18 protein-coding genes are annotated in these 22,140 nt (G+C 62.7%); 3 read left to right on the top strand and 15 right to left on the bottom strand.

Going from position 1 to position 22,140, the window contains the following annotated elements; all coding sequences use genetic code 11:
* Positions 1-101: 101 nt before the first annotated feature.
* The 6 genes from kdsA to rnhB all read right to left on the bottom strand — a co-directional run bounded on the left by kdsA (position 102) and on the right by rnhB (position 9,250).
* Entirely contained in the window at positions 102-935 is an 834-nt protein-coding gene (gene kdsA / locus ACMV8A_RS07795; protein WP_495325204.1) for a 3-deoxy-8-phosphooctulonate synthase, read from the bottom strand.
* Positions 935-2,569, bottom strand: coding sequence for a CTP synthase (gene pyrG / locus ACMV8A_RS07800; RefSeq protein ID WP_495325205.1), 1,635 nt, complete (start codon positions 2,567-2,569; stop codon positions 935-937). The genes kdsA and pyrG overlap by 1 nt, the downstream gene beginning before the upstream one ends.
* A gap of 52 nt (positions 2,570-2,621) precedes the next feature.
* Positions 2,622-4,004, bottom strand: coding sequence for a tRNA lysidine(34) synthetase TilS (gene tilS, locus ACMV8A_RS07805; protein WP_495325206.1), 1,383 nt, complete (start codon positions 4,002-4,004; stop codon positions 2,622-2,624).
* Positions 4,005-4,007: 3 nt separating this feature from the next.
* The gene (accA, locus tag ACMV8A_RS07810; protein ID WP_495325207.1) at positions 4,008-4,967 is read right to left on the bottom strand and encodes an acetyl-CoA carboxylase carboxyl transferase subunit alpha; all 960 of its coding nucleotides are present in this window, start codon (positions 4,965-4,967) and stop codon (positions 4,008-4,010) included.
* A gap of 117 nt (positions 4,968-5,084) precedes the next feature.
* Positions 5,085-8,546, bottom strand: coding sequence for a DNA polymerase III subunit alpha (dnaE, locus tag ACMV8A_RS07815; RefSeq protein ID WP_495325208.1), 3,462 nt, complete (start codon positions 8,544-8,546; stop codon positions 5,085-5,087).
* A gap of 107 nt (positions 8,547-8,653) precedes the next feature.
* On the bottom strand, positions 8,654-9,250 hold the full coding sequence (rnhB, locus tag ACMV8A_RS07820; RefSeq protein WP_495325209.1) for a ribonuclease HII: 597 nt from the start codon (positions 9,248-9,250) through the stop codon (positions 8,654-8,656).
* Positions 9,251-9,567: 317 nt separating this feature from the next.
* Here rnhB and ACMV8A_RS07825 point away from each other — a divergent pair, with 317 nt between their 5' ends.
* From ACMV8A_RS07825 to lpxB, 3 genes are read left to right on the top strand one after another with little or no spacing between them, the layout of a single operon-like run.
* Positions 9,568-10,512 carry a Gfo/Idh/MocA family oxidoreductase gene (locus ACMV8A_RS07825; RefSeq protein ID WP_495325210.1) on the top strand — a complete coding sequence of 315 codons (945 nt, stop codon included), beginning with the start codon at positions 9,568-9,570 and terminating at the stop codon, positions 10,510-10,512.
* Between the two features lie 13 nt (positions 10,513-10,525).
* A complete protein-coding gene (locus ACMV8A_RS07830; RefSeq protein ID WP_495325211.1) occupies positions 10,526-11,626 on the top strand; it encodes a DegT/DnrJ/EryC1/StrS family aminotransferase in 1,101 nt (366 codons plus the stop codon).
* 34 nt (positions 11,627-11,660) lie between these two features.
* Positions 11,661-12,803, top strand: coding sequence for a lipid-A-disaccharide synthase (gene lpxB, locus ACMV8A_RS07835; protein WP_495325212.1), 1,143 nt, complete (start codon positions 11,661-11,663; stop codon positions 12,801-12,803).
* Positions 12,804-12,886: 83 nt separating this feature from the next.
* Here the strand turns inward: lpxB and lpxA are convergent, their stop codons facing one another.
* The 9 genes from lpxA to uppS are packed head-to-tail and all read right to left on the bottom strand — an operon-like array spanning position 12,887 to position 22,104.
* Positions 12,887-13,660, bottom strand: coding sequence for an acyl-ACP--UDP-N-acetylglucosamine O-acyltransferase (lpxA, locus tag ACMV8A_RS07840; RefSeq protein WP_495325213.1), 774 nt, complete (start codon positions 13,658-13,660; stop codon positions 12,887-12,889).
* Entirely contained in the window at positions 13,657-14,103 is a 447-nt protein-coding gene (gene fabZ / locus ACMV8A_RS07845) for a 3-hydroxyacyl-ACP dehydratase FabZ (RefSeq protein ID WP_495325214.1), read from the bottom strand. Before fabZ ends, lpxA begins: the two co-directional genes overlap by 4 nt.
* Positions 14,104-14,107: 4 nt before the next feature.
* Positions 14,108-15,136, bottom strand: a complete 1,029-nt coding sequence (gene lpxD, locus ACMV8A_RS07850; RefSeq protein ID WP_495325215.1) for a UDP-3-O-(3-hydroxymyristoyl)glucosamine N-acyltransferase — start codon at positions 15,134-15,136, stop codon at positions 14,108-14,110.
* Positions 15,133-15,669 carry an OmpH/Skp family outer membrane protein gene (locus tag ACMV8A_RS07855; RefSeq protein ID WP_495325216.1) on the bottom strand — a complete coding sequence of 179 codons (537 nt, stop codon included), beginning with the start codon at positions 15,667-15,669 and terminating at the stop codon, positions 15,133-15,135. The genes lpxD and ACMV8A_RS07855 overlap by 4 nt, the downstream gene beginning before the upstream one ends.
* Before the next feature lie 11 nt (positions 15,670-15,680).
* On the bottom strand, positions 15,681-17,984 hold the full coding sequence (bamA, locus tag ACMV8A_RS07860) for an outer membrane protein assembly factor BamA (protein WP_495325217.1): 2,304 nt from the start codon (positions 17,982-17,984) through the stop codon (positions 15,681-15,683).
* On the bottom strand, positions 17,981-19,348 hold the full coding sequence (gene rseP, locus ACMV8A_RS07865) for an RIP metalloprotease RseP (RefSeq protein ID WP_495325218.1): 1,368 nt from the start codon (positions 19,346-19,348) through the stop codon (positions 17,981-17,983). Before rseP ends, bamA begins: the two co-directional genes overlap by 4 nt.
* Positions 19,348-20,535, bottom strand: coding sequence for a 1-deoxy-D-xylulose-5-phosphate reductoisomerase (ispC, locus tag ACMV8A_RS07870; RefSeq protein WP_495325219.1), 1,188 nt, complete (start codon positions 20,533-20,535; stop codon positions 19,348-19,350). Before ispC ends, rseP begins: the two co-directional genes overlap by 1 nt.
* Positions 20,532-21,359: a phosphatidate cytidylyltransferase gene (locus tag ACMV8A_RS07875; protein ID WP_495325220.1), complete on the bottom strand. Its 828-nt coding sequence runs from the start codon at positions 21,357-21,359 to the stop codon at positions 20,532-20,534. The genes ispC and ACMV8A_RS07875 overlap by 4 nt, the downstream gene beginning before the upstream one ends.
* Positions 21,352-22,104, bottom strand: a complete 753-nt coding sequence (gene uppS / locus ACMV8A_RS07880; protein WP_495325221.1) for a polyprenyl diphosphate synthase — start codon at positions 22,102-22,104, stop codon at positions 21,352-21,354. Before uppS ends, ACMV8A_RS07875 begins: the two co-directional genes overlap by 8 nt.
* Positions 22,105-22,140 lie beyond the last annotated feature (36 nt).

Below are 22,140 nucleotides of genomic sequence, written 5' to 3' on the forward strand. Positions count from 1 at the left end.
GTGCTCTCTTCTTCTAAGTCAATAATCGAAAGGTTTGAACCGCGGAGTGCGCTGTACGCTCATGATGAACTCGGCGCATGAACGCTTCATGTCCTCCGAGATTAAATCTTTTGCTCCAGCCAGCGGCGCTGTTTCACTTGGGCATCGATGGCCTGTAGGCCTTCCAGCAATTCTTCCATCAGATGCAGCGGCCACATGTTGGGGCCATCGGAGAGCCCTTTGTCCGGATCGGGATGGGTCTCCATGAACAGTCCGGCGATGCCGCTGGCCACTGCTGCGCGCGCCAGTAGCGGCACGAACTGGCGCTGGCCACCGGATGCGCCACCGAGGCCACCGGGCTGCTGCACCGAATGGGTGGCATCGAACACCACCGGGCAACCGGTGTCGCGCATGATGGCGAGACCGCGCATGTCGGAAATCAGCGTATTGTAGCCGAAGGACACGCCACGCTCGCAGGCCATGATCTGCTCGTTGCCCACGGCGCGCGCCTTGTCCACCACGTTCTTCATATCCCACGGCGCGAGGAACTGGCCCTTCTTGATGTTCACCGGCTTGCCCTGACGCGCCACGTTCTGGATGAAGTTGGTCTGGCGGCAGAGAAAGGCCGGGGTTTGCAACACGTCCACCACCGCGGCCACTTCATGGAGCGGGGTATCTTCGTGCACGTCGGTGAGGACCGGCAGGCCGTACTGCTTCTTCACCTGTTCCAGGATGCGCAGACCGGCCTCCAGGCCCGGGCCACGGAAGCTGCCGCTGGAAGTACGGTTGGCCTTGTCGAAGGAGGCCTTGAAGATGTACGGCATGCCGAGTTTGGTGCATATCCCCTGCATACGGCCGGCGATGTCCAGCACCAGCTGTTCGCTCTCGATGACACAGGGACCGGCGATGAGGAACAGCGGGTGCTCCAGGCCGGCCTCGAAACCGCACAGTTTCATCAGGAGGCCGTCCTTGCGCGCTGCTCGCGCGCGGCGCTGACGAAACCAGTGAACAGCGGATGGCCGTCACGGGGCGTCGAGGTGAACTCCGGATGGAATTGGCAGGCGATAAACCAGGGATGATCCGCCAGCTCGATCACCTCTACCAGGCTGCCGTCCATGGAAGCCCCGGCGAATTGCAGGCCGGCCTTTTCCAGCGCCTCGCGGTAGCCGTTATTGAATTCGTAGCGATGGCGGTGACGCTCGACGATGACGTCCTTGCCGTACAGGCCACGCACACGACTGCCGGCGGCCAAACGGCACTGTTGGCCGCCCAGGCGCATGGTGCCGCCCAGATCGGAATCGGCGCTGCGCTTTTCCACCTTGCCTGCGGCATCGGTCCACTCGGTGATCAGGGCGATCACCGGATGCGGCGTGTTGGGACGGAATTCGGTGCTGTGGGCATCCTTCAGACCGGCCACATCGCGGGCGTACTCGATCACCGCCACCTGCATGCCGAGGCAGATGCCCAGGTAAGGCACCTTGTTCTCGCGGGCGTAGCGCACCGCCTTAATCTTGCCCTCCACGCCACGTTCGCCGAAGCCGCCGGGCACCAGGATCGCATCCATACCCTTGAGGCAGTCGGTGCCCTTCTTCTCGATCTCCTCGGAGTCGATATAGACGATACGCACCTTGGTGCGCGTCTTGATGCCGGCATGAATCAGCGATTCGGACAGTGATTTGTAGGACTCGGTCAGGTCGACATACTTGCCCACCATGGCGATGCATACCTCACCCGTGGGGTTTTGCAGCGCATCGACCACATTGTTCCACTCGGACAGATCAGCCGGCTTGGCATTCAGCCGCAGTTTGTCGACCACGATGTTGTCCAATTCCTGCTCGTGCAGCAGGCCGGGAATCTTGTAGATGCTGTCCACGTCCAAGGCGGCGATGACGGCGCGCTCCTCGACATTGGTGAACAGGGCGATCTTGCGCTTTTCGTCTTCCGGGATCGGGCGATCGGCGCGGCAGATCAACACGTCCGGCTGAATACCGATGGAACGCAACTCCTTCACCGAGTGCTGCGTCGGCTTGGTTTTCAGTTCGCCGGCAGTGGGAATGTACGGCAGCAGGGTCAGGTGGATGTAGAGCACGTGGTCGTGCCCCAGCTCCACACCCATCTGGCGAATGGCCTCCAGGAAGGGCAGCGACTCGATATCGCCCACGGTGCCGCCGATCTCCACCATCGCCACGTCGTAGCCCTCGGCGCCGGCCTTGATGCTGCGCTTGATCTCGTCGGTGATGTGCGGGATCACCTGCACCGTGCCGCCCAGATACTCACCACGACGTTCCTTGCGGATGACGTTTTCGTAGATGCGGCCGGTGGTGAAGTTGTTGCGCTTGGTCATCGTCGTGCGGACGAAGCGCTCGTAGTGCCCCAGGTCCAGGTCGGTCTCGGCACCGTCTTCGGTGACAAACACCTCACCGTGCTGGAACGGGCTCATGGTGCCGGGATCGACGTTGATGTACGGATCCAGCTTGAGCAGAGTGACCTTGAGACCGCGGGCCTCGAGTATGGCCGCAAGCGAGGCGGAGGCGATGCCTTTGCCCAACGAGGACACGACACCACCTGTAATAAAAATATACTTAGTCATCAATGAGTTTCGATGGTAAGGGAGGGAACGGATGTTCAGGCGCGCGGCCGCGTCAATTGTCGTTGTTTTCGTTGCGGCTTGCAATGTCCGCAGCATTGAGTGTCACCGCCAGTGCCGCTTCGCCGTCACCGGCGTCAAATGTTTCACAAAGCCAGTAGCCGACCACCAGCGCCAGCATGCCATCCACATACAGCAGGGGGACACGCGCCCTCTCCCATGGCGGTACACCGGCCTCCTGGAACAGCTTTTTCAGTTCGTGGGTATGGCCGCGCCCGACCGGGGCACAGCGCTCACCGCCGGCCCGGAAACGCACGGTGACGCGGGCGTCGGCACAGCGTGCGGCGCCCAGACCGGTGGCCGCCGCCGCGGTGACGGTGAGCACACGGCCGTCGGGCAGCGACAACGGCTGCGCCATGTCCCATGTCAGCTCCACCTCCGGTACCGGCGACAACGGCGGTATGGCGTAGAGGTCATCCCGGTAACGCCGCACCTCGACACCATTCCAGTCTACCCGCGGTTCGGCATCAGGCCGGGCCGGCAGCACCTCCTGTTCGATACGGTGCAGATGCGCCGTATCGGGCAGCGGCAGCCCCCGACTGCGCAACCAGTGGCGCAAGAGATTGCGTCGGCGCGGCACATTCAACCGGCACAGGGCGGTGATGGACAGGGTCGCCGGGCGGCTGCCGCAGGCGCCGGCCAGATCGGTCTCGGCCAGTTCGGCAAGCAGTGCCCCCGCCTCGGCAAGGTGGGCGGCAGCACGGGACAGGGTACCGTTTGCCGCCGGCCAGCGCTCGCGCAGCAGGGGCAGGACGTGATGGCGCAGATAGTTGCGGTCCAGGCTAGTGTCGAAATTGCTTTCGTCGTCCACCCAGGACAGATCGTGCTGTTCGGCGTAATGGCGCAGTGCGCTGCGCGGCAACCCGAGCAGTGGCCGCGCCAGCAGGCCGCGGCCGAACAAACGCGCGGCAGGCATCCCTGCCAACCCGGCCACACCGGTGCCGCGCAGCAGCATCAATAGCAGTGTTTCCGCCTGGTCGTCCTGATGATGGGCTGTAAGCAGCATCTCGCCCTCCCCCAGAGCCTGCTCCAGTGCAGCGTAACGGGCGGCGCGTGCGGCGGCCTCGCGCCCGCTGCCGTCAGCGCTCACATGCACGCGCACCACCTGGCATGGCACCTGGAGCGTGTTACAGGCGGCGACACAGTGCTCGGACCACAAATCGGCATTGGAACTCAGCCCGTGATGGACATGCACGGCGGCTAGGTTTATACCCAGCCGATGCAATGCGTGCAGAAGGACATGGGAGTCCAGGCCGCCGCTGTAGGCGACCAGGTAGCGCCCCGCAGGGGGCTGGGATTGGAGAAAGCGGCGAAGGTGATCGGCAATGTCCACGGGGTGAAGAGAGAAGGCAGCAGGTGTTCCCACCCTCCGCCTCACAGTTCAGCCTTCCATGAAATTGCCGAACTTCATCAGGCGCTCGTAGCGCTGATCCAGCAGCTTGGGCAGGGACACCTTGCACAAGGCACCAAGACTGTCCACCAGGGCAACCTTGATGTTGGCGGCGGCGACATCGATGTCACGGTGGGCGCCACCCAGGGGCTCGTCGATGATCTTGTCGATGAGGCCCAGTTCCTTCAGGCGAGTGGAGGTGATGCCCAGCGCTTCGGCGGCATCGGGGGCCTTCTCCGCACTCTTCCACAGAATGGAGGCACAGCCTTCCGGAGAAATGACGGAATAGGTGCTGTATTGCAGCATCTGCACACGGTCGCCCACACCGATGGCCAGGGCACCGCCGGACCCGCCTTCACCGATGACGGTGCAGACGATGGGGGTCTTGAGACGGGCCATGACATACAGGTTGCGGGCAATGGCCTCGCTCTGGCCCCGCTCCTCGGCACCGACGCCGGGATAGGCGCCCGGGGTGTCGATGAAGGTGAGCACCGGCAGCTTGAACTTCTCCGCCATCTCCATCAGGCGCAGCGCCTTGCGGTAGCCCTCGGGACGCGGCATGCCGAAATTGCGGCGCACCTTTTCCTTGGTGTCATGGCCCTTCTGGTGGCCGATCACCATCACCGGCTTGTCATCGAGACGGGCGATACCGCCGACGATGGCCGGGTCGTCGGCAAAGGCGCGATCACCGTGTAATTCCTCGAACTCGGTGAAGATGCGCTCGATGTAATCCAGGGTGTAGGGACGCTGCGGATGGCGCGCCAGCTGGGAAATCTGCCACGAGGTCAGACTGGAGAAGATGGACTTGGTCAGGCTCTGGCTCTTGCTCTGCAGCCGGGCGATCTCGTCGCTGATGTTGATCTCGTTGTCGTCGCCGACGAAACGCAGCTCTTCGATCTTGGCCTCGAGTTCGGCGATGGGCTGTTCGAAATCCAGGAAGTTCAGGTTCATGGGGAATTCAGTGCTGAATTGTCGTTATCTGATGGGCTCGCGCTAGTTTAGCGGTTTCCATTCGGGCCGTATACGGACCCCTTCATGGGTGGGGCGGGCCGAATTCCGCCCGGCGAACTAATATTCCAGCCGCACCGCCTCCGGCCCGGCCAGCTGTTGCAGGCGGTGCAGCAGCTCTTCGCTGGGGCGCACCCGCCAGTCCTCGCCCAGGGTCATGCGGGCGCGGGCACGGCCGTTGGTGTAGTCCAGTTGCACCGGGCAACGCCCCTCGCAGTAGGGGCCGAGGACCCGCTCCAGGTTTTCGGTGAAGCCGTTGCCGGCCTTGGGCGCATCCACCTGCACCACCAGGCGCTTGGCGTAGTGGTTGCGGGCCAGCTCCAGGTCGAACACCTCCTCGGCACGCAACACCAGGCCGCCCGAATAGTCATCGTGGCGCACCTCGCCCTGCACCACGATCACCTTGTCCTGGCTGATCAGGTGCTGGAAACGGGCGTAGCTGTCACCAAACAGGGTCACCTCCAGGCGGCCGCTGCGGTCGTCCAGGGTGACGAAGCCCATGCGGTCGCCGCGCTTGGTGGGCCGGGTACGCAGGGCGACCACCAGTCCGGCCACGGTGACGGCACGTGGCCGGTCGGCGGCCAGTTCCGCCAGGCGACAGGTGGTGAAACGGGCCAGCTCGGACAGAAAGCGGTCGATGGGGTGGCCAGTGAGATACAGGCCGAGCGTCTCTTTCTCGCCGTTGAGGCGGATTTCGTCGTTCCACTCGGGCACCTCTTCGTACACTGCCGGACCGGCGGCATCGGCCTCCCCTGCCGGGCTGAAGCCGAACAGGTCCTCAACGCCGGCCTGATGGTTTTGCAGGTGTTGCTCGGCCACCTGCAGGGCCTGCGGCAGCGCCGCCATCAGGGTGGCGCGGTTGGGGCCGAGGCCATCCAGCGCACCGGCACGGATCAGGGCCTCCAGTACGCGGCGGTTGGCCTTCTTCAGATCGATGCGTTTGCAAAAGTCGAACAGGTCGGCATAGGGACCATGGGCCTCGCGCTCGCTGACAATGCCCTCGATGGCGCCCTCGCCCACCCCCTTGATGGCGCCAAGACCATAGACCACGGCGTTGTCCGCGCGCACCGTGAACTTGTACTGACTGGTATTCACCGCCGGCGGCACCACGGCCAACCCCATGGTCTGGCACTCGTCGATGAGGGTCACCACCTTGTCGGTGTTATCCATATCCGCCGACAGCACGGCGGCCATGAAGGCCGCCGGGTAATGGGCCTTGAGCCACATGGTCTGGTAAGACACCAACGCATAGGCGGCGGAATGGGACTTGTTGAAACCGTAGCCAGCAAACTTCTCCATCAAATCGAACAGCGCGCCGGCCTTGCTCTGATCGAAGCCGAGCCGCGCGGCACCTTCCAGGAAGATTTCGCGCTGCTTGGCCATCTCCTCCGGCTTCTTCTTGCCCATGGCGCGGCGCAGCAGGTCGGCACCGCCCAGGGTGTAGCCACCGATGACCTGGGAGATCTGCATCACCTGTTCCTGGTAGACGATGACGCCGTAGGTGGGCTTGAGGATCGCCTCGGTTTCCGGGAAGGGATACTCGACCTTGGCGCGGCCGTGCTTACGGTTGATGAAGTCATCCACCATGCCCGACTCCAGCGGACCGGGACGGAACAGGGCCACCAGGGCGATGATGTCCTCGAAGGTGTCCGGTTGCAGGCGCTTGATCAGGTCCTTCATGCCGCGCGATTCGAGCTGGAACACGGCGGTGGTCTGACAGGCCTTGAGCAGGTCGAAAGACGGTTTGTCGTTGAGCGGAATGGCGGTGATGTCAATGGTCTCGCCGGTCTGCTTGCGGATGTTGCCCAAGGCCCAGTCGATGATGGTCAGGGTGCGCAGGCCGAGGAAGTCGAACTTCACCAGGCCGACGGCCTCCACGTCGTCCTTGTCGAATTGGGTGACCACGCCCTGGGCGCCCTGTTCGCAGTACAGCGGGGCGAAGTCGGTCAGCGCCGTGGGGGCGATGACCACACCACCGGCGTGTTTGCCGGCATTGCGGGTCAGCCCCTCCAGCTGGCGCGCCATGTCCATCAGGTTACGCACCTCCTCGTCCCGCTCGTAGCGATCCTTGAGGGCCGGTTCCTTCTCCAGGGCATCATCCAGGGTGATGCCCAGTTCGAAGGGGATCAGCTTGGCGATCTGATCGACGAAGCCATAGGGGTGGCCCATGACGCGGCCCACGTCGCGCACCACCGCCTTCGCCGCCATAGAGCCGTAGGTGATGATCTGGGAGACCTTCTCGCGGCCATAGTGCTCGGCGACATACTCGATGACGCGGTCACGGCCTTCCATGCAGAAGTCCACGTCGAAGTCGGGCATGGAGACGCGTTCTGGGTTCAGAAACCGCTCGAAGAGTAGGTCGTAAGCCAATGGATCCAAATCAGTTATGGTCAGCGCATAGGCCACCAGCGAGCCGGCGCCGGAGCCGCGCCCCGGCCCCACCGGGATACCGTTGCGCTTGGCCCACTGGATGAAGTCGGCCACGATGAGGAAGTAGCCGGGGAAGCCCATGTTGATGATCACGTCCAGTTCGATGTCGAGCCGTTCGCGGTAGGGCCGGCATTTCTCCGCATAGTCAGGCGCTTTGGTATCGAACAGTTTGGCCAAGCGCAGCTCCAGCCCCTTGCGCGACTCGGCGCGGAAGAACTCGTCCATGGTCATCCCCGCCGGGACGGGGAAGTCGGGCAGGAAATATTTGCCCAGGGTGAGGGTCAGGTTGCAGCGGCGGGCGATCTCAACGGAGTTTTCCAGCGATTCGGGGATGTCGGCGAACAGCTCGGCCATTTCCTGCGGGGTTTTCAGGTACTGCTGCTCGGAATAGCGCTTGGGCCGGCGCGGATCGTCCAGGGTGCGGCTGTCGTGGATGCAGACGCGGGTCTCGTGGGCCTCGAAGTCGGTGGGCTTCAAGAAACGTACATCATTGGTGGCCACCACCGGGACATTCATCATCCCGGCCAGGGCGACGGCGGCATGCAGGTAGCCCTCCTCCCCCTCGCGGCCGGTACGGGTCAGCTCCAGGTAGTAGTTGTCGCCGAACAGGCGCAGCCAGCCGGTGATGAGTTCCGCTGCCAGGTCGCGGTTGTCCGCCAGCAGGGCCTGGCCCACGTCGCCCTCGCGCCCACCGGACAGGGCGATCAGGCCTTTGACGTGGCCAGGCAGCCACCCCCGCTCCAGCACCGGGATGCCGCGGTGCTGGCCTTCGATATAGCTGCGGGAGATGAGTTCGGACAGATTGCGGTAGCCCTCGGCATCCTTGCACAGCAGGGTCAGGCGGGTCGGCGCGGCGCCATCCTGGCTGCCGGCAATCCACAGGTCGGCACCGACGATGGGCTTCACGCCCTCCCCCTGCGCCGCCTTGTAGAACTTCACCATGGCGAACAGGTTGCTCTGGTCGGTCACCGCCACCGCCGGCATACCGGCAGCGGCCACCGCTTTCACCAGCGGCTTGACCCGCACCAGGCTGTCCACCAGGGAATACTCGGTGTGGACGCGCAGATGGACGAATGGCGGGACGGATTGCATGGGGGGCAAGTGTCGGGAGTTGGGGCGCAGGATGCAAGTCTTGACAGCGCAGGCCTGCCGATTTCAATCGACCATGGCTCAACAAATCAGTCAGTTAGGTTCCCGAACTACAGCAGTTTCCTGACCGGACCAAAGGAACGGCGATGGATCGGTGTCACCCCCAGCCGCTCCAGTGCCTCGATGTGGGATTTGCAAGGATACCCCTTGTGACCGGCAAGGCCGTAGCCAGGATACCGGGCATCCAGCTCCACCATCTCGCGGTCGCGGGTCACCTTGGCCAGGATGGAGGCGGCGCTGATGGCCGGCACCGAACCATCGCCCTGGACGATGGCCTCGGCGCTACAGGGCAGTTTGGGACAGCGGTTGCCGTCGATGAGGGCATGTTGCGGGGCCGGGTCGAGGGCGGCCACCGCCCGCTGCATGGCCAGCATCGTCGCCTGCAGGATATTGATGCGGTCGATCTCCTCCACCTCGGCACGGCCGATGGCCCAGGCCAGTGCCCGTTCCTTGATCAGCTCCGCCAGCGCCTCGCGCTTCTTCTCGCTCAGTTTCTTGGAGTCCGCCAACCCCTCGATGGGGCGCCCCGGATCGAGGATCACCGCCGCGGTGACCACCGGACCGGCCAAGGGGCCACGGCCCACCTCGTCCACGCCTGCCACCAGCGTCAGGCCGCCGCCGAACCCCAGACCAAATTGCCGTTCCATAACCACCTGCAGGATATGCGAAAAAGTGGCAAGCATACCCGGCGCACGAGCTGCCGTCATGTCGCGCATTCGTTCTCTTCATTGGTCCGTAAATATACGCAAATAGACGCGAATAGTATGGTGTACAGGTCCCACCCACCCGGTGGATAGGGTTGTGCAACTGCTTTGCGGCCTTGCTTCTCGCCTGAATTTGCGTCCATTCGCGTTCATTCGCGGATTCAAACTTGATTTTGTTGGGTTCAATTGCTTTGGCAGGCGGTAAATGCGACCATTTGCCGCTTTATTTCAGGGGCCTGCGCGCCCGGATGGATACGCCAATGAACAAGATCAAAACCGCCGTGGTCGGCGTCGGTTACCTGGGCCGCTTTCACGCCCAGAAATACGCAGCACTTGCCAATTCAGAGCTGGTCGCCGTGGTGGACGCCAATCTCGAGGCCGCCGCCCGCGTCGCCGCCGAATGCAAGACCACCGCCCTCACCGATTACCGCGAACTGGCCGGCAAAGTACAGGCGGTCAGCATCGTGGTGCCAACCCAGCGCCATTACGAAGTCGCTAAATTCTTCCTCGAAAACGGCGTCCACGTGCTGGTGGAAAAACCCATTACCGTCACCGTCGCCGAAGCCGACGAGCTGATCGCCATCGCCGCGCGCAACCGCCTGGTTTTGCAGGTAGGACACCTGGAGCGCTTCAACTCCGCCGTGCTCGCGCTGAACGGCGTGCTGTCCGAACCGCGCTTCATCGAGTCGCACCGCCTGGCGCCGTTCAATCCGCGCGGCGCCGACGTCAACGTGGTGTTGGACCTGATGATCCACGACATCGACGTCATCCAGAGTCTGGTGCGCTCCCCCATCAGGAGCATTGATGCCGATGGCGTTTCGGTGCTGACCAAGGAAGTGGACATCGCCAACGCGCGCATCAAATTCGAGAACGGCTGCGTCGCCAACGTCACCGCCAGCCGCGTCAGCATGAAGCCGCAGCGCAAGATGCGTATCTTCCAACACGACGCCTACATCTCGGTAGACTTCCAGGACAAGATCCTCAGTGTGCATCGCAAGGGCGAGAAGGAAATGTTCCCCGGCATCCCTGAGATCAAATCCGAGGAAAGCATCTTTGAGAATTCCGATGCCATCAAGGCCGAAATCATCGCCTTCCTCGATGCCATTGCCACCGGCGGCAAACCGCCGGTCACCGGCGAGGATGGGCGCGACGCCCTGGCCACCGCCATCCATATCAGCGAATTGTTCCAACAACAACCGCACTGACGGAGAATAAACAATGATCCCCATGGTAGACCTCAAGGGTCAGTACCACGCCCTCAAGGATGAAATCGACAGCGGCATCCTCGCCGCCCTGGAAGCGACCCAGTTCATCCTTGGCCCCAACGTGCAGGCCTTCGAGAAGGAAGCGGCCGAATATCTGGGTGTGGCCCACGCCATCAGTTGCGCCAACGGCACCGACGCGCTGCACCTCGCCGTGCGCGCCGCCGGCCTGAAGGAAGGCGACGAGGTGATCACATCTCCCTTCACCTTCATCGCCACCGCCGAGGCCATCGCCTACGTCGGCGCCAGGCCGGTGTTCGTCGACATCGACCCACGTACCTTCAATCTCGACATCGATCGTGTCGCTGCCGCCATCACCCCACGCACCAAGGCCATCATCCCGGTGCACCTGTTTGGCCAGCCGGTGGACATGGCGCCGCTGATGGCCCTGGCCGAACAGCACCAGTTGCAGGTGATCGAGGATTGCGCCCAATCCTTCGGCGCCGCCTACGGCGACCAGATGACCGGCGCCATCGGGCTGGCCGGTTGCCATAGCTTCTTCCCCAGCAAGAACCTGGGCTGCTACGGCGACGGCGGCATGGTCACCACCAACGATGCGCAAATGGCCGAAACCATGCGCATGCTGCGCAACCACGGCAGCAAGGTGCGCTATCACCACGACATCATCGGTTACAACAGCCGCCTCGACGAATTGCAGGCGGTGATCCTGCGCGTGAAGCTCAAACGCATCGAACAGTTCAACGCCGGCCGCCGCCGCGCCGCCCACCGCTACAGCGCTGCCCTGGCCCAAATGCCGGACGTCATCCCGCCGTTCGAGGATGGCAAGGGTCGCCACGTCTACCACCAGTACACCCTGCTTTCGCCCAAACGCGACGCCATCAACAAGGCCTTGAATGACGCGCAGATCGCCAACGCCATCTACTACCCGATCCCGCTGCACCAGCAGAAGGCGTTTGCCGGCACCTGCCTGGGTATCAAGCTGCCGGTGAGCGAAAAGATCGCCAGCGAATGTCTGTCGCTGCCCATCTTCCCGGAACTGACCGACGCCCAGGTGGATCAAGTGCTCGACGTCATCCGCGGCGCAGTTGGCGGATAAATACTCCGACGCAAAGGCGTTGGGTAGCTCAGACATGAAAAAGATCATGATCATCGCCGGCGAGGCGTCCGGCGACGCCCGTGCCGCGGGGCTGGTGCGCGCCGTCAAACGGCAGCGGCCGGATATCCGCTTCTTCGGCATCGGCGGCGATCAGCTGCGCGCCGAGGGTGTGGACACCCTGGTGGACTCACGGGTCATGGCGGTGGTTGGTCTGTTCGAGGTGCTGGCGCACTTCCCCACCATCTACGGTGCGCTGCGACTGATGCGACGCAAGCTGCGCGAGGAGCGGCCCGACCTGCTGATCCTGGTGGACTACCCCGACTTCAACCTGCGCCTGGCCAAGACCGCCAAAGAGCTGGGTATCAAGGTACTGTACTACATCAGCCCGCAGATCTGGGCCTGGCGCCAGGAGCGGGTGCACCGTATCCGTGAGCTGGTGGATCACATGGCGGTGGTGTTCCCCTTCGAGGAGCCGTTCTACCGTAACGCCCATGTGCCGGTTACCTTCGTTGGGCACCCTCTGGTGGAGGAAGTACACAGCGCGCTCGATCACAGCGCTGCCTGCCACGAGTTCGGCCTCGATCCTGAACGCAAGGTGTTGGGCCTGTTCCCGGGCAGCCGCCGCAGCGAGATCAAGCGTCTGCTGCCAGTGCTGCTTGATGCGGCGGCGCAATTGCATGCCAAGCATCCAGACCTGCAATTCATCCTGCCACGCGCCTCGACTCTGAGCGACGCCGATTTTGCCCCGTATTTTTCCGGCCGCGCGGTACCGATCACGGTGGTCTCCGGCCGCGCCTATGACGTGATGGCCGCCTGCGATGCCATCGTCAGCGCCTCGGGCACCGCCACCCTGGAGATCGCCCTGATGCGCACGCCGCTGGCGGTGATCTACAGGATCGCCCCCCTCAGCTACCGCATCATGAGCCGCATGATCAAAGTGGACCACGTCGCCCTGTGCAACATCGTCGCCAGTGAACGTATCGCACCGGAACTGATCCAGCACGACGCCACGGCCGACAGGATTGCGGCGGAGGCGGAAAGCCTGGTGTTCGATGAGGCGCGCAATGCGCAGATCCGCGAAAGACTGAAACGGGTGCGGGAGAAGCTGGGCGCCGCCGGCGGTTCGGACAACGTCGCCCGCGTGGTATTGCAACTGCTGGACACACCCGCGGCGTAAAAATCAAACGTGCAACCAATACGTAAAGCAAAAAACGCCAGGGGCCGGGAGGCCCCTGGCGTTTTTCATTCTCTGCCCAACCGTTAGCGGACGATGCTGCGCTTGGAGTTGTCGAGGAACTCGACGAAGGGCTTAAGTTCGGCGCAGGTCTGCGCCATCTCTTTCAGCCGTGCCGTGGCTTCGTCCAGCGGCAGACCGGAGCGGTACAGCACCTTGTAGGCCTGGCGCAGGGTCTGGATCGACTCTGGAGAAAAACCACGCCGCTTCAGGCCTTCCTTATTGATGCCATGCGGTTCCGCCGGGTTACCGGCCACCATCAGATACGGCGGCACATCCTTCGATATGGCGCTGCCCATGCCGGTGAAGGCATGAGCGCCGATGGCACAGAACTGATGCACCAGAGTAAATCCGGACAGGATCACCTGATTGCCCACATGCACATGGCCGGCCAGGGATGCGTTGTTGGAGAAGATCACCTTGTCACCGATCTGACAATCGTGGGCGATGTGGATATAGGCCATGAACAGGCCGTCGCTGCCGACGCGGGTAACACCGCCACCGCCCGGTGTGCCACGGTTCATGGTGACGTACTCACGGATGATGTTGCGATCACCGATCACCAGTTGCGTGGGCTCGCCGTTGTACTTCTTGTCCTGCGGCGCTTCACCCAGAGAAGCGAACTGGTGGATCTTGTTATCACGACCGATCTGCGTCGGGCCGTTGATCACCACATGCGGCCCTATCCAGGTGCCGTCACCGATTTCCACATCGGCGCCGATGATCGAATAGGCGCCGATGCTGACACCCGCGCCGATGCGGGCCTTGGGATCGACAATGGCGGTCGGGTGGATGCTCATGCCATCACCTGCTCCGCGCACATCAGCTCGGCGCTGGCGACGACCTTGCCGTCCACCTTGGCCTCGGCGCTGAATTTCCAGATGTTGCGCTTGGTGGTCACCAGCTTTACCTCAAGAAACAACTGATCGCCCGGCTCCACCGGCTGCTTGAAGCGGCAATTGTCGATACCGGCGAAGTAATACAGCGAACTTCCATCCGGTTTCTTGCCCTGGGTCTTGAACGCCAGCAGGCCGGTGGCCTGGGCCAGCGCTTCCATGATCAGCACACCGGGGAAGACCGGGCGCTGCGGGAAGTGGCCGGTAAAGAACGGCTCGTTGAAGGAAACATTCTTCACGCCGATGAGATACTCACCCGGCTTGTAATCGATCACCTTGTCCACCAGCAGGAACGGATAGCGGTGCGGCAGGTATTCGAGAATCTCGTGTATATCCATCGTATTCAAGGCACTACCCTTTCTTCAGTTCTTCCAGTTCTTTTTCCAGTTGCTTCAATCGCCGCGCCATTTCGTCCAACTGTTTGAAGCGCACCGTGTTCTTGTGCCACTGCTCGCTGCGTTCCAGAGGCGTGCCCGAGGAATAGACACCGGGTTCTTTCAGTGATTTGGTCACCAGCGACATGGCGGTGACGGTCGTTCCGTCGGCGATCTCCAAATGTCCCAGGATGCCGGCACCGCCACCGATGGCGCAGTGCTTGCCGATTACGGCGCTGCCGGCCACGCCGACGCAACCGGCCATGGCGGTGTGCGCACCGACGCGCACATTGTGCGCCACCTGGATCTGGTTATCCAGCTTCACCCCGTCCTCGATCACCGTGTCTTCCACGGCTCCGCGATCGATACTGGTGTTGGCGCCGATCTCCACGTCGTCGCCAATCATCACCGCGCCGAGCTGCGGCACCTTGATCCAGGTGCCGCGATCATGGGCAAAGCCGAAACCGTCGGAGCCGATGACGGCGCCGGCATGCAGCAGGCCACGGGCACCGATGCGGCAGCCGTGATAGACCGTGACATTGGCCACCAGGCGTGTTCCGTTACCGATACGAACGCCGCGCTCCAGTACACACCCCGGGCCAATCACCGCATCCGCACCGATGACGCAATCCGCGCCGATGGTGCAATGCGGGCCGATACTGGCGCTGGCGTCGATATGGGCGGACGAGGCCACCACGGCGCTCGGGTGTATGCCGGGCACGGCATCAGCGGAAGGAGCGAATAAGGCGGCTACCTTGGCATAGGCCAGATGGGGGTTGGCGGCCACCAGGGCATTGGTGCTGCAGAACGGCAGGTCGTCTTCCCGCAGGATGACGGCCGACGCCTGTGTCGCCTGCAGGTGCTTGCGGTAACGGGGATTGGTAAGAAAGGTAATGGTGCCGGCGACAGCGCCGTTCAACGTAGCGACGCCGTGGATGACACAGGCGCCATCCCCCACCGGCCGTGCGCCGACGCGCTGGGCCAGCTCTGCGAGGGTGAAGCTCACCGTGCCTTTTTCTTGTTCTGGGCCTCGAACTGCTGGCGCAGCAGCCCCAGCACCCGCTCGGTCAGGTCGACACGATCACTGGCATAGACCACACCGGTTTCAAAAATCAGGTCGTAACCATCCTGTTTGGCGATGGCCACGATGGCGTCACCTACCTCGCGCTGCATACGGGAAAACTCTTCATTGCGGCGCAGGTTGAGGTCTTCGGTAAAGGCCTCGCGGGCACGTTTGAGGTCGCGCTGCTGGGTGAGTACGTCGCGCTCCAGCTTGCGGCGCTCCTCCTCACTCATGATGGCGCCGTCCCGCGCCAGCTTTTCTTCCTGGGCCTTCAGGGTCTTTTGGGCCGCAGCCAACTCGCTGTCGCGTGGCGCAAACTCCTGCTCCAGCCGTTCACGGGCCATCTTGGCCTGCGGCGCCTGCTCCAGGATGCGCGGCGTATTGACGAAACCCACCCGCGCCTCGGCGGCCACCGCCGTGGCGGATACCAAGACCAGACACAAACCCAGCAAGGTCCAGAGAGAGAGCCTGTTCAATGTATCGCTCCTTAGTAGAGGGTGCCCAGGTTGAACTGGAAGCCTTCCGTCCGATCTCCGTCCTTGGCATTGAGGGCCTTGGCCACGGTAAAGGTCATGGCGCCCACCGGGGTCATCCAGTACAGGGACAGGCCGGTGGCATAACGCAGTTGCCCCAGATCCACCTTTTCTATGTCGGTATCATACACGTTGCCGGCGTCCAGGAAGGCGCCCAGCCGTATTGACTTGCTATTCTCCCCAAAGGGTCCGGGCAAAATCAACTCCAGGTTGCCGGCCACCCGGGCGTTGCCGCCGATGGGGTCGCCGAACTCATCTTTGGGCCCCAGGCTGCTGGCCCGGAAGCCGCGCACCGTGCGGGCACCACCGGCGTAGTAGCGCTCGAAGGGCGGCAGGTTGCCGCTGGTCTCGCCGTAGCTGTGGCCATAGGCCAGTTCGCCGCCGGCGCTGAAGGTCACCGACTCGCTCAAAGGCACAAACAGCTTGTGGCGATAGCTCAGCTTGTAGAACTGCAGATTGCCCGCCGGGGTGGCAACTTCCGTGCCCAGGGTCAGCAGCGAGCCGGACGAGGGGAACAGGAAGCGGTTGCGGCTGTCGCGGGTCCAGCTCACATTCAGCTTGTAGGCGTCGTAGGTGTCGCCATTGGCGGCGGCGAAATCCTGAATCTGCTGTGACGACTCGCTGACGTTCTTCAGATAGGTGTGTTCGTAGTCGCCGCCGATGCGCACCGTATCGAATTCCGCTACCGGGATACCGAAACCGATACCAGCACCGTAGCTGTCTGCAGCGTAGTAGGACACGCTGGCCTGGCCGGCATCGGTGGTGCGATAGAAGAAATTCAGGGTACGACTGATGCCATCCATGGTGTAGTAGGGATCGACCACGTTGAGGCTGTAGACGGTCGAAACCTTGCTGTTGTTTACCTCAATGGCGTAGCGCTGACCGGTGCCCAGGAAATTGTCCTGTGACACGCTGGCATTGAACAGCAACCCCTGGGAGTCGCCGTAGCCGATACCGAAGTTGAGGCTGCCGAAGGCATCACGTTCATGCACGGTATAGTTCACATCCACCTGATCCGGTGTGCCGGGCACGGCCGGTGTTTCGACCGTAACGCCCTCGATGAAACTGAGGCGTTCCAGGCGGGTGCGCGAACGCTTGATGCGCTCAGTGGAAATCCAGGCCCCCTCCATTTGGCGCAACTCCCGCCGCACCACTTCGTCCTGCGTCTTGGCATTGCCCAGCACATTGACGCGACGCACGTACACGCGCTTGCCAGGATCAACGAAGAAAGTGAGCGTAACTTCCTTCTTCTCCTCATCCAGCTCAGGCATCGCATTGATATTGGCGAAGGCGTAGCCTTCATCACCCAGGCGCTCACTGATCCGCGCCGTACTTTCGGTGATCTGCTTGCGCGAGAAAGTATCACCGGGCTGGATACTGATGAGATCGCGCAGCACGTCGTGCGGCACGATGCTCTCCCCCGCCATCTTCACATCGCGCACCGTATAGCGCTCGCCCTCGCTCACATTGATGGTGACGTAGATGTGCTCATAATCCGGCGTAATGGAAACCTGCGTGGAATCGATCTTAAAATTGATATAGCCGCGATCGAGATACCAGGAGCGCAGCGCCTCCAGATCACCGGCCAGCTTCTGCTTGGAGTATTTATCCCTATCGCTAAAGAATGAAAACGCTGGACGCGGGCCGAGCTGGAATTGGCGCAACAGCTCCTCGCTGGAATAGGCCTTGTTGCCGACGATGTTGATGCGATAGATGGTCGCCACATCACCCTCCGCCACGTCAATACGAATGGCGGCACGATTGCGCTCCTCGGGCGTGATGGTGGACTTCAGACGCATGCCATACTTGCCCATGGCCAGATACTGCCGTTTCAGTTCCTGCTCCACCTTGTCCAGCATGGAGCGATCGAATACCCGCCCCTCGGCAAAGCCGATGCGTTTGAGGTTTTCCAGCAACTGCTCGGTGGGAATGCTTTTATTGCCTTCGATGGTGATGCTGGAAATGGCCGGACGCTCGGCAACGAATACCACCAGGATATCGCCCTCACGCTCCAGCACCACATCCTTGAAAAATCCCGTGCGATACAGGGCCTGGATGGCGTCCACCGTGGCTTTGTCGTCCACTTGATCGCCGCGCTTGAGCGGCAGATAGTTGAATACCGTACCGATGGAAATGCGCTGCAAACCTTCGACACGAATGTCGTCGATGACAAAGGGCTCCAAGGCCCAGGACGAAAGCGGCAATACGGCACAGGCCAGTGCCACCGCGCGCGCCAGTTGCGGGCTGCTCTTCTTCATTCTCCCCCCATCAGGCGTGCCAAGTCGTTATACAGCGCCAAGGTCATCAGCATCAGAATCAGCATGATGCCGATCCGCGCCGCCAGTGCCTCGGTGCGCTCGGACACCGGGCTGCCTTTGATGGCCTCGATCAGATAAAACAGCAAATGGCCGCCGTCCAAAATTGGCACCGGCAACAGATTGAGCACGCCGAGGCTGATACTGACAATGGCCAGAAAGGCCAGAAACTGTGCGAATCCGGCCAAGGCGGAACTCTTGGCATAGACGGCGATAGTGATCGGTCCACTGATATTTTCCGTCGATACACGCCCCACCACCATTTCGCCCAGCATGCGCAGGGTCAGCGTGGACATGTCCCAGGTCTTGTGCAGGGCCGCTCCCACCGCATCGAACGGCCCCAGGCGCCACTCAGTGCGCATGCGCTCGGTGATGCGTTCGTCGATACGTACGCTGGCGCCGATACGGCCAATCATCACACCGGCTGTTTCCCGCGCCGTCGGGCGGACCTGGGTATCGAATATTTGGCCATTACGGCGGACGGTGAAGGTCAATGCGATGTCAGGATTGTCCCGCACCTTGAGCACCAGACCTTCCCAGTCGTTCACCGCCGCGCCGTCGATGGCAATGATTTCATCACCCGACCGCAGGCCGGCCTGGGCGGCCGCCGAGCCGGCGCTGATTTCATCCAATATCGGCGCGATATGGGGCCGATAGGGCTGCAGGCCGATGACCTTGCTGAAGGTGGCGGCATCGACCTCCCCCTGCAGCTGGTCCAATGGCAGACGGTAGCGATATTCAACACCGCCGTCATCGACGGTGATCGTCACCGCTTCCTTGCGCAAGGTATAGGGCAGCAGGGACTCCAGCACGGCAGCCCAGGTCGGGGTCGCCCGCTCCCCCACCGCCAGCACTTCCTGTTCGCTGCGCAGGCCTGCCTGGTAGGCCAGGCTGGCCGGTTCCAGTTCGCCGAGCAGTGGTCTGACGCCGGGGGTGCCGCTGACGAACATCAGCCAATAGGCCACCACGGCAAACAACAAATTGAACACCGGCCCCGCCGCCACGATGGCAGTGCGCTTACGCAGCGACTGACGATTGAAGGCGCGCTCCACTTCATGGGGCGCCACCTCGCCTTCGCGCTCGTCCAACATCTTGACGTAGCCACCCAGCGGAATGGCAGCGATGACATATTCAGTTTGATCGCGCCCGGCGCGACGCATCCACAGCGGTTTGCCAAATCCGATGGAGAAACGCAGCACCTTGACACCCATGCGCCGCGCCACCCAGTAATGGCCAAATTCATGCACCGCAATCAGCACGCTGATGGCGATGATGAACATCAATGGCGTCAGCAGAAAATCGAACATCAGTGCTTGATCTCCCGCACCGCCACCTCACGTTCCGCCGCCGCCCGTGCCGCGGCGTCATCCGCCAGGATCTGTTCCAGGGTAGCCGCGCTGTGGGCCGATGTCTGCGCCAACACCGCCTCGATCACCGGCGCAATGGCGGTGTAGGCGATGCGCCGCTGCAGGAAGGACTCCACCGCCACTTCGTTGGCAGCATTGAGGATGGCCGAACTGGTGCCACCGGCCTCCATCGCCTCCACCGCCAGACGCAGGCAGGGAAAGCGATTCAGATCGGGCGCACTGAAATCCAGTCGTGCCACGGTAAAAATATCGAGACTGCCGACACCGGACTCCATGCGCTCGGGCCAGGCCAGGGCGTGAGCGATGGGCGTGCGCATGTCGGGGTTACCGAGCTGCGCCAGCACCGAGCCATCTACATATTCAACCATCGAATGAATTACGCTCTGCGGGTGCAACACCACCTGCACTTGGCTCGGTGCGGTATTGAACAGCCAGCAGGCCTCGATAACTTCCAGCCCCTTGTTCATCATGGTGGCAGAGTCGACCGAGATCTTGCGCCCCATGCTCCAGTTGGGATGAGCCACCGCCTGTTCCGGCGTCACCGCCGCCAACTGCTCCAGCGGCGTGGTGCGGAATGGCCCGCCTGAGGCAGTGAGCAGGATGCGGCGCACGCCGACACGTTCGAAACCGTCGGCAAAACCCTTCGGCATGCATTGGAAGATGGCATTGTGTTCGCTGTCGATGGGCAACAGCACGGCATTGTTTTGCTGCACGGCCTCCATGAACAGGCGACCGGACATCACCAGCGCCTCCTTGTTGGCCAGCAGGACACGCTTGCCGGCCCGGGCCGCAGCCAGGGTCGGGGTCAGCCCGGCAGCGCCCACAATGGCCGCCATGACATAGTCTGCCTCCGGCAACGCGGCGACATGCTCCAGGCCTTCCACGCCTGACAGCACCGTGATGTCAGGCGCGCTCACACGCAGGCGCTCCGCCAGCTTCTGGGCGGCTGTCGCGTCGGCCATCACCGCATAGGCGGGCCGATGCTCCAGGCATTGTTCGTACAGCTTGTCGACCTGGCCGTTGGCGCTCAGCGCCACCACGCGATAGCGATCGCGATGCCGCCCCAGGACGTCCAGCGTGCTACGGCCAATGGAACCGGTGGCGCCGAGTATGGTGACGCCGATCATGCAAATCCCTGCCAGAGCAGATAGCCGAGCATGAACATGGGCGCGGCCGCCGTGAGGCTGTCGATGCGATCAAGGATGCCACCGTGGCCGGGCAGCAGACCACCGCTGTCCTTCACATCCGCCAGGCGCTTGAACATGCTTTCGGTAAGGTCGCCGACGATGGATACCGCCACGGTGAACAGCGTGAGCGGGAGCAGCCACAACAGCACGTGCAGCGACAGCCCGAGCAGATAAGTGCCACCCAGCGTGACGACAGCGGTTGTGGCCATGGCACCCCACACGCCGGCCCAGGTCTTGCCTGGACTCACCGCCGGCGCCAGCTTGCTGCGGCCAAAACGGTGGCCGGCAAAATAGGCGCCGACATCAGCGCCCCAGATCAGCAACAGCAGGAACAATACGTACTGCGGTCCTTGCGCCCCCTGGGCATGCAGTGCGACCAGCGCCGCCCATCCCGGCAGCAGACAGAGCAGGCCAGCGACGGCGAGGCGGCCCGGCCGCGCGATCCACAACCGGCTGGCACGCGGATAGATCAGGATGAAACACAGGGCGGCCACCCACCACAGCGCCGCCAGGGCAATCAGCCAGGGCAGGGCCTCCACCATGTTGGCCCTATCAATCAGACCGGCGAGCAACACAGCAAACAAGGCCACATAGGCTGCGCGCGCCGCCGTCTGATGCAATCCGGCCAGACGCGACCATTCCCAGGCCCCCAGACTGAAGATCATCCCCAGAATCACGGCGAACCAGACATTGGGCAGCACCAACGTTGCCCAGATGGCCAACGGCGCCAGCAGCAGCGCAGTCAGCACGCGCATTTTAAGCATCGAGAATTTGCTCCACCTGTTCCCCGGTACGGCCAAAGCGCCGTTGCCTGCCGGCAAAGGACTCAAGGGCTGCGAGAAAGGCCTGGTCGTCGAATTCAGGCCACAACAGCGGGGTGAAATACAATTCGGTATAGGCGAGTTGCCACAGCAGGAAATTGCTGATGCGCTGTTCACCCCCGGTGCGGATGAACAGATCCGGCTCCGGCAACCCGGCCAGCGACAGACGCGATTCGAGCATTTCGGGGGTGACCGCAGTGGCAGCCAGTTCACCGCGCTGCACCTGCTCCGCCAGCCCCCGGGCCGCCTGGGTGATATCCCAGCGTCCGCCATAGTTGGCGGCGATAATCAGCGTGAGCGCGGTGTTGGCTGCGGTGAGCTGTTCCGCGGCACTAATACGCTGTTGCAACTCGGGCGCAAAGGCCGTGCGCTCGCCGATGATGCGCAGCCGCACCCCATGCTTGTGCAGCTTCTTGACCTCCAGGTCCAGCGCGGTCATGAACAGATTCATCAGCAGCCCGACCTCTTCCGCCGGGCGGCGCCAGTTTTCGCTGCTGAAGGCAAACAGGGTAAGGCAGTCGATGCCTTGACTGAGGCATACCTTGACCATGGCTCGTACGCTGTCCATGCCGGCCTTGTGACCGGCAAAACGCGGCAGGCCACGCTTGCGCGCCCAGCGCCCGTTGCCATCCATGATGATGGCAACATGACGAGGTAATTTACGGGCGTACAGTTCGGAATCGGACATGGGTTGGTAGTTACATGTGACAGGGGGCAAGTTGCA

Source organism: Sulfurivermis sp., assembly GCF_059410345.1.

Coding starts and splice junctions, on each gene's coding strand:
- lpxA (WP_495325213.1), bottom strand. CDS start 13,660: ATGAGCATCCACCCGACCGCCATTGTCGATCCCAAGGCCCGCATCGGC.
- kdsA (WP_495325204.1), bottom strand. CDS start 935: ATGAAACTGTGCGGTTTCGAGGCCGGCCTGGAGCACCCGCTGTTCCTC.
- rnhB (WP_495325209.1), bottom strand. CDS start 9,250: ATGGAACGGCAATTTGGTCTGGGGTTCGGCGGCGGCCTGACGCTGGTG.
- ispC (WP_495325219.1), bottom strand. CDS start 20,535: ATGATCGGCGTCACCATACTCGGCGCCACCGGTTCCATTGGCCGTAGC.
- accA (WP_495325207.1), bottom strand. CDS start 4,967: ATGAACCTGAACTTCCTGGATTTCGAACAGCCCATCGCCGAACTCGAG.
- ACMV8A_RS07875 (WP_495325220.1), bottom strand. CDS start 21,359: ATGCTTAAAATGCGCGTGCTGACTGCGCTGCTGCTGGCGCCGTTGGCC.
- lpxB (WP_495325212.1), top strand. CDS start 11,661: ATGAAAAAGATCATGATCATCGCCGGCGAGGCGTCCGGCGACGCCCGT.
- pyrG (WP_495325205.1), bottom strand. CDS start 2,569: ATGACTAAGTATATTTTTATTACAGGTGGTGTCGTGTCCTCGTTGGGC.
- ACMV8A_RS07830 (WP_495325211.1), top strand. CDS start 10,526: ATGATCCCCATGGTAGACCTCAAGGGTCAGTACCACGCCCTCAAGGAT.
- dnaE (WP_495325208.1), bottom strand. CDS start 8,546: ATGCAATCCGTCCCGCCATTCGTCCATCTGCGCGTCCACACCGAGTAT.
- uppS (WP_495325221.1), bottom strand. CDS start 22,104: ATGTCCGATTCCGAACTGTACGCCCGTAAATTACCTCGTCATGTTGCC.
- ACMV8A_RS07825 (WP_495325210.1), top strand. CDS start 9,568: ATGAACAAGATCAAAACCGCCGTGGTCGGCGTCGGTTACCTGGGCCGC.
- bamA (WP_495325217.1), bottom strand. CDS start 17,984: ATGAAGAAGAGCAGCCCGCAACTGGCGCGCGCGGTGGCACTGGCCTGT.
- rseP (WP_495325218.1), bottom strand. CDS start 19,348: ATGTTCGATTTTCTGCTGACGCCATTGATGTTCATCATCGCCATCAGC.